Annotated in this window: 12 protein-coding genes, 2 tRNA genes, 3 rRNA genes and 2 pseudogenes; 15 read left to right on the top strand and 4 right to left on the bottom strand. The window is 61.8% G+C overall.

Going from position 1 to position 18,427, the window contains the following annotated elements:
• Position 1 precedes the first annotated feature (1 nt).
• The 8 genes from CN538_RS20210 (at position 2) to CN538_RS21875 (ending at position 5,270) form a co-directional block, all read left to right on the top strand.
• A tRNA-Sec gene (locus CN538_RS20210) sits at positions 2-97 on the top strand.
• 652 nt (positions 98-749) lie between these two features.
• Positions 750-884, top strand: coding sequence for a hypothetical protein (locus CN538_RS24050; RefSeq protein WP_277985093.1), 135 nt, complete (start codon positions 750-752; stop codon positions 882-884).
• Positions 885-995: 111 nt separating this feature from the next.
• The gene (locus tag CN538_RS03790) at positions 996-1,967 is read left to right on the top strand and encodes a cation diffusion facilitator family transporter (protein ID WP_106418608.1); all 972 of its coding nucleotides are present in this window, start codon (positions 996-998) and stop codon (positions 1,965-1,967) included.
• Between the two features lie 223 nt (positions 1,968-2,190).
• Entirely contained in the window at positions 2,191-3,027 is an 837-nt protein-coding gene (gene metF / locus CN538_RS03785; RefSeq protein ID WP_106418607.1) for a methylenetetrahydrofolate reductase [NAD(P)H], read from the top strand.
• Between the two features lie 114 nt (positions 3,028-3,141).
• Positions 3,142-3,669 carry a superoxide dismutase family protein gene (gene sodC, locus CN538_RS03780; RefSeq protein ID WP_106418606.1) on the top strand — a complete coding sequence of 176 codons (528 nt, stop codon included), beginning with the start codon at positions 3,142-3,144 and terminating at the stop codon, positions 3,667-3,669.
• Between the two features lie 209 nt (positions 3,670-3,878).
• Positions 3,879-4,634 (top strand): metal-dependent hydrolase, encoded by a 756-nt coding sequence (locus tag CN538_RS03775; RefSeq protein WP_277985092.1) that lies wholly within the window; start codon positions 3,879-3,881, stop codon positions 4,632-4,634.
• Between the two features lie 97 nt (positions 4,635-4,731).
• The gene (locus CN538_RS21880) at positions 4,732-4,938 is read left to right on the top strand and encodes an HAD family hydrolase (RefSeq protein ID WP_106418605.1); all 207 of its coding nucleotides are present in this window, start codon (positions 4,732-4,734) and stop codon (positions 4,936-4,938) included.
• Positions 4,902-5,270, top strand: coding sequence for an HAD-IA family hydrolase (locus CN538_RS21875; protein ID WP_106418604.1), 369 nt, complete (start codon positions 4,902-4,904; stop codon positions 5,268-5,270). Before CN538_RS21880 ends, CN538_RS21875 begins: the two co-directional genes overlap by 37 nt.
• A gap of 207 nt (positions 5,271-5,477) precedes the next feature.
• On the opposite strand, the gene CN538_RS03760 is transcribed toward CN538_RS21875, so the two are convergent.
• Positions 5,478-5,735, bottom strand: coding sequence for a YheV family putative zinc ribbon protein (locus CN538_RS03760; RefSeq protein ID WP_106418603.1), 258 nt, complete (start codon positions 5,733-5,735; stop codon positions 5,478-5,480).
• A gap of 68 nt (positions 5,736-5,803) precedes the next feature.
• Positions 5,804-7,855, bottom strand: a complete 2,052-nt coding sequence (gene prlC / locus CN538_RS03755) for an oligopeptidase A (protein WP_106418602.1) — start codon at positions 7,853-7,855, stop codon at positions 5,804-5,806.
• A gap of 229 nt (positions 7,856-8,084) precedes the next feature.
• Here prlC and CN538_RS25930 point away from each other — a divergent pair.
• Both CN538_RS25930 and CN538_RS03745 read left to right on the top strand, forming a co-directional pair.
• Positions 8,085-9,422, top strand: a pseudogene (locus CN538_RS25930) (sodium-dependent transporter).
• A gap of 82 nt (positions 9,423-9,504) precedes the next feature.
• Positions 9,505-10,013, top strand: a pseudogene (locus CN538_RS03745) (gamma carbonic anhydrase family protein).
• Here CN538_RS03745 and CN538_RS03740 read toward each other — a convergent pair.
• The gene (locus CN538_RS03740; protein WP_106418601.1) at positions 10,014-10,799 is read right to left on the bottom strand and encodes a GntR family transcriptional regulator; all 786 of its coding nucleotides are present in this window, start codon (positions 10,797-10,799) and stop codon (positions 10,014-10,016) included. It abuts the pseudogene before it with no gap.
• 677 nt (positions 10,800-11,476) lie between these two features.
• Between CN538_RS03740 and CN538_RS03735 the strand changes: the two genes are divergently transcribed.
• The 5 genes from CN538_RS03735 to CN538_RS03710 all read left to right on the top strand — a co-directional run bounded on the left by CN538_RS03735 (position 11,477) and on the right by CN538_RS03710 (position 17,381).
• Positions 11,477-13,017, top strand: a 16S ribosomal RNA gene (locus CN538_RS03735).
• 94 nt (positions 13,018-13,111) lie between these two features.
• Positions 13,112-13,188, top strand: a tRNA-Ile gene (locus tag CN538_RS03730).
• A 467-nt stretch (positions 13,189-13,655) separates the two neighbouring features.
• Positions 13,656-16,542, top strand: a 23S ribosomal RNA gene (locus CN538_RS03720).
• 156 nt (positions 16,543-16,698) lie between these two features.
• Positions 16,699-16,813, top strand: a 5S ribosomal RNA gene (gene rrf / locus CN538_RS03715).
• Together the 16S, 23S and 5S rRNA genes with 1 tRNA gene alongside form the textbook arrangement of a ribosomal RNA operon.
• Positions 16,814-17,180: 367 nt before the next feature.
• Positions 17,181-17,381: a hypothetical protein gene (locus CN538_RS03710; RefSeq protein WP_035475395.1), complete on the top strand. Its 201-nt coding sequence runs from the start codon at positions 17,181-17,183 to the stop codon at positions 17,379-17,381.
• Positions 17,382-17,533: 152 nt separating this feature from the next.
• Here CN538_RS03710 and CN538_RS03705 read toward each other — a convergent pair whose 3' ends face one another.
• Positions 17,534-18,361: a Tim44 domain-containing protein gene (locus tag CN538_RS03705; RefSeq protein WP_106418600.1), complete on the bottom strand. Its 828-nt coding sequence runs from the start codon at positions 18,359-18,361 to the stop codon at positions 17,534-17,536.
• Positions 18,362-18,427: the final 66 nt, after the last annotated feature.

Raw genomic sequence — 18,427 nt, 5'->3', positions numbered from 1 at the left:
TGGAAGAGAATCGTTCCCCGGTGGGACGCCAGGACTTCAACTCCTGTAGGGGCTGCCAGCGGTCCCTGGTGGGTTCGACTCCCACTCTCTTCCGCCAACCTCTTCCGCCACCCTTCATACCCCCTCCTGAGCCGCTACCGTCTCCGCGATCTCGTGCGAGTCGCCGGTGGCAACTGCCGCTGCTTGTGCTCCGCGGAGCGTGTTCGGAAGGAGAGCAAGTCGATGTTCTCGCGACTTTTTCGTAGATACAAAAAAAGACACGGCGTTATTGAACGGATGTTCGGGTATAACCCCATGATTAAGGGAACTTAAGTATTGCTATTAGCAAAAGTGATGCGTGGATTATCATATTTGCCTTGGTTACCGCCGGCTAACGGTTCATGCTGAGCGGGCTCACTTAGCCAAGCGGCAAGACCGCAAAGGACTGCGGGGTGAGCACTGATGAGGAGGAAAGCGTGAGGTCCTCGATCGGTCCTATCCAGTGCTTCTCGTCTTTTTTCCCATTACGCTCTTCTACTTACGTTCATCTACCTACGCTTTTCTACCTTCTCTTTTACTCCCTCTTTCCGATATTCGCTATTGGCGCGAGCCGTGGGCGCGCTTGCGGTGCCATTCGCGATAGGTCGCTTCGCTGTGCGAGGTGTCTTCATGCCTGGGCCGTTGCTGTCTTCCCCGTCGCCACCCATGGCATCATGCGTTAGCTTTCCGTGTCGCGGAAGCGTCGATCCTTTCAGCGCAACGGAGGTCATATGCAGGGCTCTCTCATCGGCATCGTCGCCGGCATAGCGGTATGGCTCGCCAGCGGCGAGTGGGGCTGGGGTATCGGGGTCGGTATCGCGGTGGGCATCGGCTGGGACCTCTGGCGCCAGCGCCCCTGGCGCTGAGGCGACCCGCGTGGGGGGCCCTATGCGGATGCTGCTGGCGGGCCGGGGTGTAATACAATAGCGCAGGGGGCGTGCGCTACCCTATAGCGACACGCTAGACGGACGCGCACCATGCCCGCTCATCACGACCATACCCACGATCACGATTCTCACCATCACGATCATGGTGGCCATCACCATCATCACGACCATGCGCCCGAGGTGACGGCCGACAGCGCCAAGCGGGTCAAGTGGGCGATGCTGCTGACCGCGGGCTTCATGCTGGCGGAGGTGGCGGGCGGCTGGATTTCCGGTTCGCTGGCACTGCTGGCCGATGCCGGGCACATGTTTAGTGACAGCTTCTCGCTCGGCCTGGCGCTGTTCGCCTTCGCCATGGGCCGGCGCGCGCCGGATACCCGGCGTACCTTTGGCTATCAGCGGTTCCAGGTGCTCGCCGCCTTCGTCAACGGGCTGACCCTGTTCGGTATCGCGGTGTGGATCTTCATCGCGGCGATCCAGCGCTTTACCCAGCCGGTGGAGGTGCTGGCCGGGCCGATGATGACCATCGCCGTGCTCGGGCTGGTGGTCAATCTGGTGGTATTCAAGATTCTCCACGGGGGGGATCAGGAAAACCTCAATCTGCGCGGGGCGCTGCTTCATGTGCTGGGTGATCTGCTCGGCTCGGTAGCGGCGATCGTGGCTTCGGTGGTGATTCTGCTCACCGGCTGGACGCCGATCGACCCGCTGCTCTCGATGCTCGCCGCCGGGCTGATCCTGCGCGCGGCCTGGACGATTCTGCGGCGCTCCACCCACACCCTGCTCGAAGGGACGCCGGAGGGCCTCGACGTGGATCAGATCCGGCAGGCGCTGCTGGCGGTCGAGGGGGTCGAGGGGCTACATGATATGCACGTCTGGGGGCTCACGCCGCAGGACCCGCTACTCAGTGCGCATCTGGTGATCGTCTCTGCCGACCAGCACGATGCGGTCATCGAGCGCGCTTACGGCGTGCTGCAGGCGCGTTTCGCGATTCATCATGCCACGCTCCAGGTCGAGACCGTCGCCTGCCGCACCGGTGGCGACTGCCAGGCCGGTGTTCATCCCTGAGCCGATCTGCTGACGCCGCCTGCGCGATCGCGCGTGATGCCCTCGGTGGGGGCTGGCATGACCGGCTTTCCTACCCGGACGCGGAAAGTTTCATTGGCCGGGGTTGGATGCGGCGGGCACAATGAGCCCATGTCGTAGAGAGGCAGGCATGAGTCGCGACGGGCGCCCGACGGCCCGAGCCAGTGCCTCTCCCTCCTGATCCGGTTTCGAGACGAAGGCGCGCATGAATACGCATCTCCCCTTGGGCATCAGCTTCGAGTTCTTTCCCCCCAATACAGCGGCCGGGCGGGAAAAGCTCGACGCCACGCGGGATGCGCTGAGCGCGCGCTCGCCGCGCTTCTTCTCGGTCACCTATGGTGCCGGCGGTTCGACCCAGGCGCGCACCCTCGATACCGTCGCGGCGCTGCGCCAGGGCGGCGTCTCCACTGCGCCGCACCTCTCCTGTGTGGGCAGCGAGAAGGCCGCGATACGCGAGCTGCTCGGACGCTATCGCGACTCGGGCATCGACAGCCTGGTCGCGCTGCGCGGCGATCTGCCCTCGGGCATGGGCGGGGCGGGTGAGCTGCGCTATGCCAACGAGCTGGTCGAGTTCGTGCGCGCCGAGACTGGCGATCATTTCAATATCGCGGTGGCGGCCTATCCCGAGGTGCATCCGCAGGCGCTGAGCGCCGAGCGCGATCTGGAGAACTTCGCGCGCAAGGTGAAGGCCGGTGCCGACTTCGCCATCACCCAGTACTTCTTCAACGCCGACGCTTACTTCCACTTCGTCGATCGGGCCCGCGCGCTGGGCGTGGAGACACCGATCGTGCCCGGCATCATGCCGATCACCAATTACAGCAAGCTGGCCCGCTTCTCCGAGACCTGCGGCGCCGACATTCCGCGATGGGTGCGCAAGCAGCTCGAAGCCTATGGCGATGACCAGCAGAGCATCCAGGCATTCGGCACCGAGATGGTGTCACGGCTCTGCCAGCGTTTGCTCGATGGCGGCGCGCCGGGTCTGCACTTCTACACCCTCAATCAGGCGGCCCCGTCGCTGCGCATTCTCGATAATCTGACCTGAGGCGTTCACGTCGCACCCTTGCGCGACTTCGACTAGGGTGAGAGCCACGGGCTGGCGATGGGCGAGCCATGCGCTGGCCCGTGCCGGACATCATGGTCGAAACGGAGGTGAACGATGCAACGGACGATGGCGAGCGCTCTGGGCGCCGGTATTTTGCTGACGCTGGCGGGGCTGGCACAAGCCGATACCCAGGTCGACATGCATAGCGTCTCCACTCAGGGGGTGGGGGAATCCATGGGCACCATCACCGCCAGGGATACCGATTATGGGCTGCTGCTGACACCGGATCTTTCCGGTCTCGAGCCTGGTATCCACGGTTTCCATCTGCACACCAACCCCAGCTGCGATTCCAGCGAGAGCGACGGCAAGGTGACGCCGGCGGGGGCCGCGGGTGGCCACTTCGACCCCGAGCAGACCGACTCTCACCAGGGGCCCTACAGCGATGCCGGCCATCTGGGTGATCTGCCGGTGCTGACGGTGGATGCCGAGGGCAATGCCACCACCCCGGTGCTGGCGCCGCGTCTGAGCGAAGCCGATCTCTCCGGCCACGCGTTCATCATCCACTCAGGCGGTGACAACTACAGCGATCAGCCCAAACTGGGCGGCGGCGGGGCGCGTGTCGCCTGCGGCGTGATCGAGTAGCGCTGCGTCACGCGGCTTCGGTTCCCCAAACGGCCCCGCTTCGGCGGGGCCGTGTCGTCATGGCGTATCGTGCGCGCGGCGCCGGAGTAGTACCGGCATCCGCGCGGGATAACGCCGATGTTTGCAACGCCGCCGTCTAAGCTATTGTTTTCCATAGGCCGCAAGCCGCATAATCTGGCTATTTATCCAGTCTTGGAGCGGCGGCACCGATGGCCAACTTTCGCACCCACTTCGGGGTCGCCAGCGTCGGAGGGCTGATAGCCTCCCAGGCAGGGTGGCAGGCGTCGCTTTATGGGCTGTGGCAGGCGGCGGCGATCACCGGGTTGGTAACCTTCGGCGGCATTCTGCCCGACATCGATGCCGACAATTCCCGAGCGGTGCGTCTGATCTTCCAGATCCTGGCCCTGATCGCTATCGTCGTGGCGGTGCTGCTGCTGCAGCATCGGGTCACGCCGGCACAGCTATTCGCTGCCTGTGGCGCGACCTATCTGGCGGTGCGCTATCTGGCCAGTGCGCTTTTCGCTCGCTTCACCGTGCATCGCGGGCTGTGGCACTCGCTGCTGGCAGCCGCGCTCAGCGGGCTGGCGACGGCGGCGGCGAGTTTCACACTGCTCGGCAGCCGGCACGTCTGGCCTGGCTGCACGGCCTGGCGCTACCCTCGGCTTTCTCATCCATCTGGCGCTGGACGAACTCTACAGCGTCGATCTCACCGGGCGCGATTCAAGCGCTCCTTCGGCACCGCGCTCAAGCCGTTCGACTGGAAAGCTCCCGGCAGCTCGCTGATGCTGCTGCTCACCTCGATACATCTGATCGCCTGGCTGCCGCCGCTGGCAGTGCTGCGGGAAGTGCTGACACAGGGTTGGGGTGGGGGCGCTAAGCTCCCACGCCTTGGGGCATCGCGTTCTACACTGAGGGGCCAATCACCCAAGGAGAGGCCCCATGCATCTGGTCTTCGACGTCAATGAAACGCTGCTCGACCGCGGCGCTGGACCCGCTGTTCATGCGCTGGTTCGGCACCGAGGCGCGCCGCGGCGAGTGGTTCCTGACCCTGCAGGAACCTGATTGACCGCCAATCTGGTCGGGCGTTTCGCGCCCTTTGCCGAACTGGCCAAAAGCGCGCTGCGCCAGCTGGGTGCCAAGCACGGGGTCGCGATCGCGCCCGCCGACGAGCAGGCACTGGTCGACGGCGTGCTCGGCATGCCGGCGCACGCCGATGCCGTCGAGGCGCTGGCCTGGCTGCGCCAGCAGGGGCATACGCTCACCGCCTGACCAACAGCGCCAGCGAGGCGGCGCAGCATCAGCTGGCCCAGGCGGGGCTGGCGGCTTACTTCGATGCCATTTTCAGCGTCGATCGGGTCGCGCGCTACAAGCCGGCGCCGGAGCCCTATCGTGCAGCGGCGGCGCACTGGTCGGTTGCGCCCGAGGCGATGATCATGGTGGCGGCGCATGGTTGGGATCTGATCGGCGCCCAGGCGGTGGGCATGCGTACCGCCTTCGTGGCGCGCCCGGGCAAGGCGATGGATCCGGCGCTCGAGCAGGTACCCACCTGGCGTGGCGATGACCTGCGCCAGCTGATGGCCCAGGTCGTCGCGGCGGGATGAGGCGGTTTAGATTCGATAGAGACTAGGTGCTGTCTGAAAAGTCGACGAGCGAAGGCCAGGCCGGGCGCGCAGCTAAGGAAAAAATCGGCGAAAACGGACCGGGCTGGCGCTCCAGTTTACGGGGTGTAAATGAGCATTTTTGACCGGGCTGGCGCCCCAGCCGATTTTTAACGCCGCGTGGGCGAGCGCAGTCCTTTCAGGTAGTGCCTAGTGGCGGGTACCGGGATCGATGATCTTGACCGTACTGATCTCTTCGCGCGCGGGTTTCTGCGTCTCACGCGGCTGATTGACCCGGGTCGGCAGTTCGTCCTGCGCGCTGTCCTCCACCGGCAGCTGCTCGAAGAAGTCACAGCTGACGCAGTCGCGGTAGCGGATACCGTTCTGCTCCCAACTGCGTATGCGATCCATGGCCGCGCAGCGCGGGCAGATGGCGCCGGCGATGAAGCGCTTGGGTGTGTGTGTCATGGCTGACCTCGCTGATGGGCGGGCAGGGCTTGCCTGCCGCGCCCCAGAGTGCATGTCGGCGCCGTCCGTCAGGCGGCGTCGCGCGGTTCGATGCCGGTATGGCGCAGCAGCGGCTCGATGCTCGGCTCGCGACCGCGGAACGCCATGAACAGCTCGGCGGCATCGCACGAGCCGCCGCGCTCGAGGATTTCGCTGCGGAAGCGCTGGCCAGTCTCGGCATCGAAGATGCCGGCCTCCTCGAAGGCGCTGTAGGCATCCGCCGAGAGCACTTCGGCCCACTTGTAGCTGTAGTAGCCCGCTGCGTAGCCGCCGGCGAAGATATGCGAGAAGCCGTTCTGGAAGCGGTTGAAGTCGACGCTGGGGACCACCGACACCTGGGCGCGCACGCCATCGAGCAGCGCCTGTATGTCGGCGGCGCTGGGGGTGGCGAGCTCGTGGTGCAGGCGCAGATCGAACATCGAGAACTCCAGCTGGCGCATCATCTGCATCGCCGACTGGAAGTTGCGAGCCGCCTGCAGTTTGTCGAGCAGCGCATCCGGCAGCTTGTCGCCGCTGTCGACGTGGCCGGCGATCAAGTCGAGCCCCTCGCGCTCCCAGCAGAAGTTCTCCATGAACTGGCTGGGCAGTTCGACCGCATCCCAGGCCACGCCGCTGATGCCGGAGACATCGGCCACCGTCTGCCGGGTCAGCATGTGGTGCAGGCCGTGACCGAACTCGTGGAACAGCGTCAGCACCTCGTCATGGGTCAGCAGCGCCGGCTTGCCGCCCACCGGCGGCGTGAAGTTGCAGGTCAGGTAGGCGACCGGCAGCTGCAGCGAACCATCCTCGCGCTGGCGCCGGGTACGGCAGACGTCCATCCAGGCGCCGCCGCGCTTGCCTTCCCGGGCGTAGAGATCGAGGTAGAAGCCGGCGATCGGGGTGTCGCCGTCGAGCACGTCGAAGTAGCGTACGTCCGGATGGTAGCGCGGGGCGTCGGGATTCTCGGTCATGCGGATGCCGTAGAGCTTGCCGACCACGCGGAACAGGCCGTCCACCGCCCGCGGCGCGGGGAAGTAGGGGCGTAGCTGCTCCTGCGAGATGTCATAGCGCGCCTGGCGCAGCTTTTCGCTGACGAAGCCGATGTCCCACGGGGCCAGCTCGCCCATGCCGAGGGTGTCGCGGGCATAGGTCTCAAGCTCGCCGATATCCCGCCGCGCCTGGGGCAGGGCACGCTCGGCGAGATCGTCGAGAAAGCCCAGGACCTGATCGGGAGACTCGGCCATCTTGGTCTCCAGCGAGTAGTCGGCGTAGGTGGCGAAGCCGAGCAGCTGAGCCAGCTCATGACGCAGCGCCAGGATCTCCTCGATCACCGGCGCATTGTCGTTTTCGCCCGCGTTGGGTCCCTGGTCGGAGGCGCGGGTGACGTAGGCGGTGTAGACCTCCTGGCGCAGCTCGCGATCCTCGGCGAAGGTCATGATCGGCAGGAAGCAGGGCACGTCGAGGGTGATGCGATAGCCCGACTCGCCCTTGGCCTCGGCGTTGGCGGCCAGCATTTCCAGGGCGCTATCCGGCAGGCCGGTCAGACGCGCGGCGTCGGGTAGCGTCTTGTGCCATGCCTGGGTGGCATCGAGCAGCTGGTTGGAAAACGTGTTACCGAGTTCGGATAGACGGGCCTGGATCTCGCCGTAGCGGCGCTTCTGCTCGCTCGGCAGGTCGACACCGGCGAGGCGGAAGTTGCGCAGGGTGTTGTCGACCGCCTTGCGCTGGGCCTCGTCCAGCGCAGAGAAATCCTCGCTCTGGGCCAGACGCTCGAAGGCCTGGAACAGCGCGGTGTGCTGGCCGACCCAGGTGCTGTACTCCGAGAGCCGGGCCAGGCACTGCTGATAGGCGTCGCGCAGGGCGTCGCTGTTCATCGTCGAATTGAGGTGTGACACCGGCGAGAAGGCCTGAGACAGGCGGTCATCGAGCGCCTCCAACGGCGCGGCGAGGGAGTCCCAGGTAGGCGCCTGCTGATTGGCCAGGGTGTCGATCGCGGCGCGATTGTCAGCGATGATCTTCTCGATCGCGGGAACGGCGTGCTCGGGGCGAATCGCCTCGAACGGCGGCAGCGTGCAGGAGTCGAGCAGCGGATTGTGCGACATGATCACCTCGGACGAAGAATCGGTGCCACAGTATATGGGGGGGATGGCCGCGCCTTTCAACGCGGCAACCAACCTCTTCGCGCCCGTGCGATGACCAGGATTGGCCGCTGCGGTGAGCCCTGATAGGCTCGCCTGCTTTCTCCGTAAAGATGGCCGCGTCATCCGTGAAGATGGTCGCGACAGTCGGCCCTGTAGAAACGGTGCCCCGCCAAGATAAGGTGACGAGACGATGAACGAAACCCTGGAGCGCTGGCACTCCCGCCGTGCTTTCATTCTGGCGGTGACCGGTGCCGCGGTCGGGCTGGGCAATATCTGGCGCTTCCCCTACATGACTGGGGAGAACGGCGGCTCGGCCTTCCTGCTGCTCTACATTCTGTTCGTGGTGGTACTGGGGCTGCCGATGATGATGGCGGAGATCCTCATCGGGCGCGCCGGCCGGCGCAGCCCGATGCAGGCGCTGGCGTATCTCGCCAGCGAGGCCGGAGTGAGCCCGCACTGGCGCTGGGTGGGGCTGTTCGGGGCACTCACCGTCTTCTTCATCCTATCGTTCTATTCGGTGGTCTCCGGTTGGTCGATCGAGTATCTCGTCGATGCGGTCAACGGTGGCTTCGTCGAGCGCACGCCGGCACAGATCGGCTCGGCCTTCGACGCCTTCCTCGCCGATCCGCTGCGCATGACCTTCAATCACACGCTGTTCATGCTGCTGACCATGTCGGTCGTCGCCGCCGGGGTCAGCAACGGGCTGGAGAAGCTCAACAATGTGATGATGCCGCTGCTCTACGTGATCCTGATCGTGCTCGGGGTTACGCCGTCACCACCGCCGGCTTGGTGCGGCGATGGCGTGGCTGTTCACACCCAACCCGGCGGCGATCGATCTCCAGGTGGTGCTCAACGCCATGGGGCACGCCTTCTTCACCCTCGCCGTGGGGGCCTGTGCGCTGATGGCCTACGGCGCCTACATGCCGGAAGAGCAGAGTCTGCCGCGGCGGTGTGTGCGGTGGCTCTGCTGGATCGCAGTGGCGCTGCTCTCGGGTATCGCCATCTTCTCGGTGGTGTTCACCCACGGCCCTCGACCCGACCGAGGGACCTGGGCTGATGTTCGTGGACGCTGCCGATCGCCTTCAGCGAGCTGCCGGGCGGGCAGATCTGGCTCGGAGCCTTCTTTCTGCTGCTGCTGGTGGCGACCTGGACCTCTTCGATCAATCTGGCCGAGCCGATGGTGGCGATGCTGATCGGCGCCGGCTGGCGTCGCGGTCGGGCGGCGCTGCTGATCGGCGCGCTGGTGTGGGGCGTAGGTCTGCTCTCGGTGCTGTCGTTCTCGACCCTGGCCGACGTGCACTGGATCGGTGAGATGAACTTCTTCGCCCTGGTCTCCACGGTGCCGCCGGACATCTTCCTGCCCATCGGCGGGCTGCTGATCGCGATCTTCGCCGCCTGGCGCATGCTGCCTGAAGCCGCCGCCTCGGCGCTGGGCGGGCCGGCGGTGGGGTTCCGACTGTGGCGCGGCGTGGTGCGCTACGTCTCGATCCCGTTGACGGCGGTGGTGCTGTTGTCGAGCCTTATCTAGAAACCATCCATGACCATCGGCGCCGGACGAGCGGCGTCGAGCGAAGAGAGGTGTGCATCCATGGCAATGAGAAGCTCAAGGCATCAGCCCGAGTCTGGGCGAGCGGGTCTTCGTCGACGAGACCAGTGTGGTGCTCGGCGACGTAGCGCTAGGTGACGACAGTTCGGTGTGGCCGATGGCGGTGATTCGCGGCGATGTCCATCGTATCCGCATCGGTGCGCGTACCAGCGTGCAGGACGGCTGCGTGCTGCACTGCACTCATGCCAGCGACTACAACCCTGGCGGTCATCCGCTGATCATCGGCGACGAGGTGACCGTAGGGCATCAGGCGACGCTGCAGGTTGCAACGTGGGTGATCGAGTGCTGGTCGGCATGGGCGCCATCGTGCTCGACGGCGCGGTGGTCGAGTCCGAAGTGATCATCGCCGCTGGCGCCCTGGTGCCGCCTGGCAAGACCCTGGCCAGCGGGCATGTCTACGCCGGCAACCCGGCCAAGCCCCTGCGCCCGCTCAAGTCCGAGGAGCGCGAGTTCTTCGCCTATACCGCGGGCAACTACGTCAAGCTCAAGGATCGTCATCTCAGCGGCGAGTGATCAGCGTAGCGGCGTGCCCTTGAGAAGCTGGGTGCGGCGCTCGGCGCGTTGAGCGCGGAATTCGGCGCGCTGCATCTCCATCAGCCCCTCTTTGACGTAGCCGAGATGCTCGTGGGCGAGATGCCGGGCATCTTCGGCGCGACCTTCCAGAATCGCTTCGAGCAGCGCTCGATGCTGATCCAGGAGCAGACTGCGCGCCTCGGGTCGCTCGAACAACCGCGCCAGGTTGGCGACGATGCTCTTCTCCAGTAGCTGGAACAGACCGCGAATGGTATGCAGCAGCACGTTGTGTGCTGTCTCGGCGATCGCCAGATGGAAAGCGGCATCCGCCCTGGCTTCGCGCAGGGCATCACCCTGCTGGCCGGGGTCGGCGTAGCTGTCGCGCAGGGACTGGAAGCGCTGCTGCAGCATCTCCTTATCCGCCGGGGTCGCGCGCATCGCCGCGTGATAGGCGGTGATTCCCTCCATGGCATCGCGGAACTCGAGCACATCGAGATAGAACTCGTCATGACGCGACAGCATCTCGAGGATCGGGTCGCCATAGCTGTCGCTGAGTCGCTCGCTGACATAGGTACCGCCACCCTGACGGCTGGTGAGCAATCCGCGGGCTGCAAGCTTCTGTATCGCCTCGCGCAGCGATGGGCGTGAGACACCGAAACGCTCGGCGAGCTCGCGCTCCGACGGCAGGCGATGACCCGCCTTGAGGCTGCCCTCCAGAATCAGTGTCTCCAGACGCTGGGTAATGACGTCGGCCAGGCGCGGCTGGCGCAGAGGCGATGGCGGCACGGGCGACCTCCTTGCAGGCAAATGGTTTTACCAATTATGCCGCGGGCTGCGGGTGCTGGCCAAACCTCTCGATCTGCTCGAATGGCGCCAGCGCCTGTCATGCCGGGCCTCTGGCGCCAGCAGCCTCGAAGCGGCGCAACTTTTTCGACATTTCCCCTTGCCAAGGCCGGGGGAGATCCGTAAAGTACGCATCCGCTGCCGCCGAGACAGGTTCTCGGAGGCAGTGGAGAAGCTGGCTAAGCTGTTGAAAAGATTGAAAAAATCGATTGACAGCTAGCGATGAGGAAAGCAGAATACGCCCCTCGCTTTTTCAGGATCGGTTCTCCAGCAGCAACGGAAGCCGGGCAAGCGTCGACAAGAAAGACGTTGACATCTTCGCCAAGATCCTTAAAATACGCCTCTCCTTACGGCGACCCAGAAAGCAAGCGCTGACAAGCACTTGAGTCACTTTTGGGTCACGGCAGAAGGCTCGGTGCTCTGCGTGAGACGAGACTTCAAGTAAGGACGCTCTTTAACAATCGATCAGGTAATTGATGTGGGCGCTTGTCTTGCGTGACGCCAGTCACAGCATATCAAGGCAAGCGACTCGTCTAAGATTCGTTTGACCTTGAACCAAGTTTGGTCCGCTTCGCTTCTGATGCTTTCGGGCAGAGAAGAGGTAAGGACTATCAGACTTTTAACTGAAGAGTTTGATCATGGCTCAGATTGAACGCTGGCGGCAGGCCTAACACATGCAAGTCGAGCGGCAGCACGGGGAGCTTGCTCCCTGGTGGCGAGCGGCGGACGGGTGAGTAATGCATAGGAATCTGCCCGGTAGTGGGGGATAACCTGGGGAAACCCAGGCTAATACCGCATACGTCCTACGGGAGAAAGCAGGGGCTCTTCGGACCTTGCGCTATCGGATGAGCCTATGTCGGATTAGCTGGTTGGTGAGGTAATGGCTCACCAAGGCGACGATCCGTAGCTGGTCTGAGAGGATGATCAGCCACACTGGGACTGAGACACGGCCCAGACTCCTACGGGAGGCAGCAGTGGGGAATATTGGACAATGGGCGCAAGCCTGATCCAGCCATGCCGCGTGTGTGAAGAAGGCCCTCGGGTTGTAAAGCACTTTCAGCGAGGAAGAAGGCTTGGCGGCTAATATCCGTCAAGAAGGACATCACTCGCAGAAGAAGCACCGGCTAACTCCGTGCCAGCAGCCGCGGTAATACGGAGGGTGCGAGCGTTAATCGGAATTACTGGGCGTAAAGCGCGCGTAGGTGGTTTGGCACGCCGGTTGTGAAAGCCCCGGGCTCAACCTGGGAACGGCATCCGGAACGGCCAGACTAGAGTGCAGGAGAGGAAGGTAGAATTCCCGGTGTAGCGGTGAAATGCGTAGAGATCGGGAGGAATACCAGTGGCGAAGGCGGCCTTCTGGCCTGACACTGACACTGAGGTGCGAAAGCGTGGGTAGCAAACAGGATTAGATACCCTGGTAGTCCACGCCGTAAACGATGTCGACTAGCCGTTGGGACCTTTAAGGACTTAGTGGCGCAGTTAACGCGATAAGTCGACCGCCTGGGGAGTACGGCCGCAAGGTTAAAACTCAAATGAATTGACGGGGGCCCGCACAAGCGGTGGAGCATGTGGTTTAATTCGATGCAACGCGAAGAACCTTACCTACCCTTGACATCCAGAGAACTTGGCAGAGATGCCTTGGTGCCTTCGGGAACTCTGAGACAGGTGCTGCATGGCTGTCGTCAGCTCGTGTTGTGAAATGTTGGGTTAAGTCCCGTAACGAGCGCAACCCTTGTCCTTATTTGCCAGCACGTAATGGTGGGAACTCTAAGGAGACTGCCGGTGACAAACCGGAGGAAGGTGGGGACGACGTCAAGTCATCATGGCCCTTACGGGTAGGGCTACACACGTGCTACAATGGCCGGTACAAAGGGTTGCGAGACCGCGAGGTGGAGCGAATCCCAGAAAGCCGGCCTCAGTCCGGATCGGAGTCTGCAACTCGACTCCGTGAAGTCGGAATCGCTAGTAATCGTGAATCAGAATGTCACGGTGAATACGTTCCCGGGCCTTGTACACACCGCCCGTCACACCATGGGAGTGGACTGCACCAGAAGTGGTTAGCTTAACCTTCGGGGGAGCGATCACCACGGTGTGGTTCATGACTGGGGTGAAGTCGTAACAAGGTAGCCGTAGGGGAACCTGCGGCTGGATCACCTCCTTAAACGATTAGCGGATCGCGAGATAAGCGCTCACAATCAATTACCTGATCGACCAAGAGCAATGACTGTTTGGGTCACGGACCCAGTGGTAAAGCCGGGTCTGTAGCTCAGTTGGTTAGAGCGCACCCCTGATAAGGGTGAGGTCGGCCGTTCAAATCGGCCCAGACCCACCAATTTCGCCAGATACGGCGTTGCTTTTCACCTCGTGTAGCAGGCTACACGTCGGCAAAAAGCGCCTTGTCTCTGACGAAATGTCTAGCCGGGCCATAGCTCAGCTGGGAGAGCGCCTGCCTTGCACGCAGGAGGTCAGCGGTTCGATCCCGCTTGGCTCCACCAAATCTTTCCCATGCTGCGTTGAAAGCCGACTCGCATAGCGAACTATGCGTCGCCGACCTTCGCCTTGCCTGGAAAAGATTGATCGAAAAACAGTCACCGAGTTCTAAGCCATCCGCTTCGTCGCAACAACCGCGACCGAGTCGATCGCTTAGAGCTTCTGCTCTAAACGCTCTTTAACAATGTGGATCATGCTGACAGTTCTTCACCATTCGTAGTTGGATGGCGAAGAGCGAAAAGTGATACGTCTCAAGCGTATCCGGCAATTGTCGTTGTGATCGCGCGACCAGACTCCTTCGGGTTATATGGTCAAGCGATTAAGCGCACACGGTGGATGCCTAGGCAGCCAGAGGCGATGAAGGACGTTGTAGCCTGCGAAAAGGCTCGGTGAGGTGGCAAACAACCTGTGACCCGGGCATGTCCGAATGGGGAAACCCACCCAGCATAAGCTGGGTATCCCACACTGAATCCATAGGTGTTGGGAAGCGAACCGGGGGAACTGAAACATCTAAGTACCCCGAGGAAAAGAAATCAACCGAGATTCCCCCAGTAGCGGCGAGCGAACGGGGAGTAGCCCTTAAGCATGTGACTGGTTAGACAAACGGTCTGGAAAGGCCGGCCATAGTGGGTGATAGCCCCGTCGTCGAAAACCTGAACATGTGAAATCGAGTAGGTCGGGGCACGTGAAACCTTGACTGAACATGGGGGGACCATCCTCCAAGGCTAAATACTCCTGGCTGACCGATAGTGAACCAGTACCGTGAGGGAAAGGCGAAAAGAACCCCGGAGAGGGGAGTGAAATAGATCCTGAAACCGTGTGCGTACAAGCAGTGGGAGCCGACTTGTTCGGTGACCGCGTACCTTTTGTATAATGGGTCAGCGACTTATATTCAGTGGCGAGCTTAACCGTATAGGGGAGGCGTAGAGAAATCGAGTCTTAACTGGGCGACCAGTCGCTGGATATAGACCCGAAACCGGGCGATCTATCCATGGCCAGGGTGAAGGTCAGGTAACACTGACTGGAGGCCCGAACCGGGATCTGTTGAAAAAGATTCGGATGAGCTGTGGATCGGAGTGAAAGGCTAATCAAGCTCGGAGATAGCTGGTTCTCCTCGAAAGCTATTTAGGTAGCGCCTCACGTATTACCGCCGGGGGTAGAGCACTGTTTCGGCTAGGGGCCCATCCCGGGTTACCAACCCGAGGCAAACTCCGAATACCGGTGAGTAGAGCGTGGGAGACACACGGCGGGTGCTAACGTCCGTCGTGAAAAGGGAAACAACCCAGACCGTCAGCTAAGGCCCCCAAATTCTGGTTAAGTGGGAAACGATGTGGGAAGGCATAGACAGCTAGGAGGTTGGCTTAGAAGCAGCCATCCTTTAAAGAAAGCGTAATAGCTCACTAGTCGAGTCGGCCTGCGCGGAAGATGTAACGGGGCTCAAACCAGATGCCGAAGCTACGGGTTCATCCTCAGGATGAGCGGTAGAGGAGCGTCGTGTAAGCCTGCGAAGGTGTGTTGAGAAGCATGCTGGAGGTATCACGAGTGCGAATGCTGACATGAGTAACGACAAGGGGAGTGAAAACCTCCCCCGCCGGAAGACCAAGGGTTTCTGTTCTACGTCAATCGGAGCAGAGTGAGTCGGCCCCTAAGGCGAGGCTGAAAAGCGTAGTCGATGGGAAACGGGTCAATATTCCCGTACCGGATGTGATTGCGATGGGGGGACGAAGAAGGCTAGGTGAGCCAGGCGTTGGTTGTCCTGGTGAAAGTCAGTAGGCTGAGAGCTTAGGCAAATCCGGGCTCTCAAGGCCGAGAGACGAGACGAACGGACTACGGTCCGGAAGTCATCGATGCCACGCTTCCAGGAAAAGCCTCTAAGCTTCAGATCACATGCGACCGTACCCCAAACCGACACAGGTGGTCAGGGTGAGAATCCCAAGGCGCTTGAGAGAACTCGGGTGAAGGAACTAGGCAAAATGGCACCGTAACTTCGGGAGAAGGTGCGCCGGCGTAGCGTGAAGAGACTCGCTCTCCTAGCGTGAACCGGTCGAAGATACCAGGTGGCTGCAACTGTTTATTAAAAACACAGCACTCTGCTAACGCGTAAGCGGACGTATAGGGTGTGACGCCTGCCCGGTGCCGGAAGGTTAATTGATGGTGTTAGCGCAAGCGAAGCTCCTGATCGAAGCCCCGGTAAACGGCGGCCGTAACTATAACGGTCCTAAGGTAGCGAAATTCCTTGTCGGGTAAGTTCCGACCTGCACGAATGGCGTAATGATGGCCACGCTGTCTCCACCCGAGACTCAGTGAAATTGAAATCGCAGTGAAGATGCTGTGTACCCGCGGCTAGACGGAAAGACCCGTGAACCTTTACTATGCTTCACACTGGACGCTGATGTTGCTTGTGTAGGATAGCTGGGAGGCTTGGAAACCGTGACGCCAGTTGCGGTGGAGCCAACCTTGAAATACCAGCCTGGCATCATTGGCGTTCTAACTTCGCACCGTGATCCGGTGTAAGGACAGTGTGTGGTGGGTAGTTTGACTGGGGCGGTCTCCTCCGAAAGCGTAACGGAGGAGCACGAAGGTACCCTCAGCACGGTTGGAAATCGTGCATTGAGTGCAAGAGCATAAGGGTGCTTAACTGCGAGACAGACACGTCGAGCAGGTACGAAAGTAGGTTCTAGTGATCCGGTGGTTCTGTATGGAAGGGCCATCGCTCAACGGATAAAAGGTACTCCGGGGATAACAGGCTGATACCGCCCAAGAGTTCACATCGACGGCGGTGTTTGGCACCTCGATGTCGGCTCATCACATCCTGGGGCTGAAGTCGGTCCCAAGGGTATGGCTGTTCGCCATTTAAAGTGGTACGCGAGCTGGGTTTAGAACGTCGTGAGACAGTTCGGTCCCTATCTGCCGTGGGCGTTGGAGATTTGAGAAGTGCTGCTCCTAGTACGAGAGGACCGGAGTGGACGCACCTCTGGTGTTCCGGTTGTCACGCCAGTGGCACTGCCGGGTAGCTATGTGCGGACGGGATAACCGCTGAAGGCATCTAAGCGGGAAGCCCCCTTCAAGATGAGATCTCCCTGAGACTTCGAGTCTCCTAAAGGGTCCAGCAAGACGAGCTGGTTGATAGGCACGGTGTGGAAGCGCTGCAAGGCGTTGAGCTAACGTGTACTAATGCCCCGTGAGGCTTGACCATATAACCCCAAGGGGTCTGGGTACTCCAGACCGGGGTCGCGCGATCGCATCGCGACAATGGCCGGATAGGCAAGAGACGTATCATCAGCATGATCCAGATTGGTCGATGTGAAGGCGCGTGAAAGCGTGTCACAGGTTCATGTCGACGTCAGTTTTGCCTGACGACCATAGCGAGTGGGAACCACCTGATTCCATGCCGAACTCAGAAGTGAAACCGCTTAGCGCCGATGGTAGTGTGGGGTCTCCCATGTGAGAGTAGGTCATCGTCAGGCACCTATACCGAACCCCAGTCTCGACAGAGGCTGGGGTTCACTCGTTTCTGGGCCCGGGCTACGCACGACCTCTCCCCGCCATAGGCTCAGGCCCTTCCGGTCGCTGACGCGCTACGCGTCGACTTATCCCCACCCCCTTTGGTGATTTCGAGCAGCGACCGCCTGTGGATAGTCGGCCGGTGCTGGCCGGGTCGCAGTTATAGAGGGCTCATCGGCCTCGACACTGACGCCATTTGCCGACAGCGATCTGCATCTTCTTGCTTATCGCGGAGCAAATGGGGAAGGCGTGTGTGAACACTGGCTGAGGCAAATCTTACCGACTATGTTATGAGGGTCATACACGGAGTCGTATCCAAAGAGTGTCGATATGCGTTCTGATCTACTGAAGAAGATGGCCATGGCGATGATGCTGGGCATGATGGCGTTCGGTGTCGTAGCCTGCGACAACGATGATGGTCCGGCCGAGAAAGCGGGTGAGTCAGTGGACAATGCGATGGATGATGCCGGGCAGACTATGGAAAACGCTGGCGACAACATCCAGGACAAGGCGGAAGACGCCAAGAATTGACGCCAGGCATCAGCGCTGACGTGGATAAGCAGGCAAACAACCCTGATTGTCATAAAGCGCTGACAGAGTGGTGGGCAAAAAAGCAGCAAATAAAAAACCGGGCCTTGGGCCCGGTTTTTCGTTGTGCAGGATTCGTTGTGCAGAATAGCGCGTTAGACGGCGGTGTTCTGCTCGATACCTTGAACGTACCAGGGGGCGCCGTCGCGTAGTGCGCGCTTGAGGTGCCAGGTCTCGTTGAACTCGGTCTCTTCGCCATTCTCTTCCAGCACGCCGTGGAACAGCACCGTGGCTTCCGCTTCGCCTTGAAGTTCCTGCACGCTGCCCAGCTCCACGAACAGGCGCACGATCTCGGTGCGGTTATTGGCCGGCTGCGCCATGCGTTCTGCCTTGAGCAGATTGTAGAGCTCGGGGGTCACGTACTCCTGAATGCGTTCCAGGTCGTTGTTGTCCCAAGCCCGCTGCAGGGTCATGAAGTGCTCCTTGGCGCCGGCCAGGAAGCGCTCGCGGTCGAACCATTCCGGCTCGCTGGCGATACTCGCACCGCCGACCGCACCGCCGGTAGAGAACGGCATCGGCTGCGCGGCATGTTCCTCGCGCTGGGCAGCGTGACCGTCACCGGCATTGGCATGGGCGTGCCGTCGCCGTGCCGCCAGGAAGCGGAAGGCGATGAACAGCACCACGGCGATCAATAGCAGGTCGAGCATCCGAATGCCGTCGAAAGCGCCGCCGAAGAAAAGCGAGGCAAGCAGGCCGCCGGCGAGCAGGCCTGCCAGCGGGCCTGCGAAGCGCGATAGACCCGGGCTCGGCTGGCGTGGCGGCGTCGTGGCGCTACCGCGTGCGGGCGCCGCGGCCGGCTGCTGAGCCGAGCGCGAATAAGAGCCGAAGCTCTTGGCGCCGCCGAAGCGCTTGGCCTCGGCGTGCTCCACGGCGGCTGTCATGCCGAGCATGCCGACCAGCAGCATGACGAAGAGGTTGCGCATGGCATATCTCCTGAATGGAAATCGGGTGTCGTCGAAACCGAAGGCTAGAGGCCCGGTCACTGCCCC

The sequence above is a fragment of the Salinicola tamaricis genome, from assembly GCF_003006155.1.
Taxonomy (GTDB): Bacteria; Pseudomonadota; Gammaproteobacteria; order Pseudomonadales; family Halomonadaceae; genus Salinicola; species Salinicola tamaricis.
Note: the sequence above shows the minus strand (reverse complement) of the source record. Positions and strands in the feature narration are given on the sequence as shown.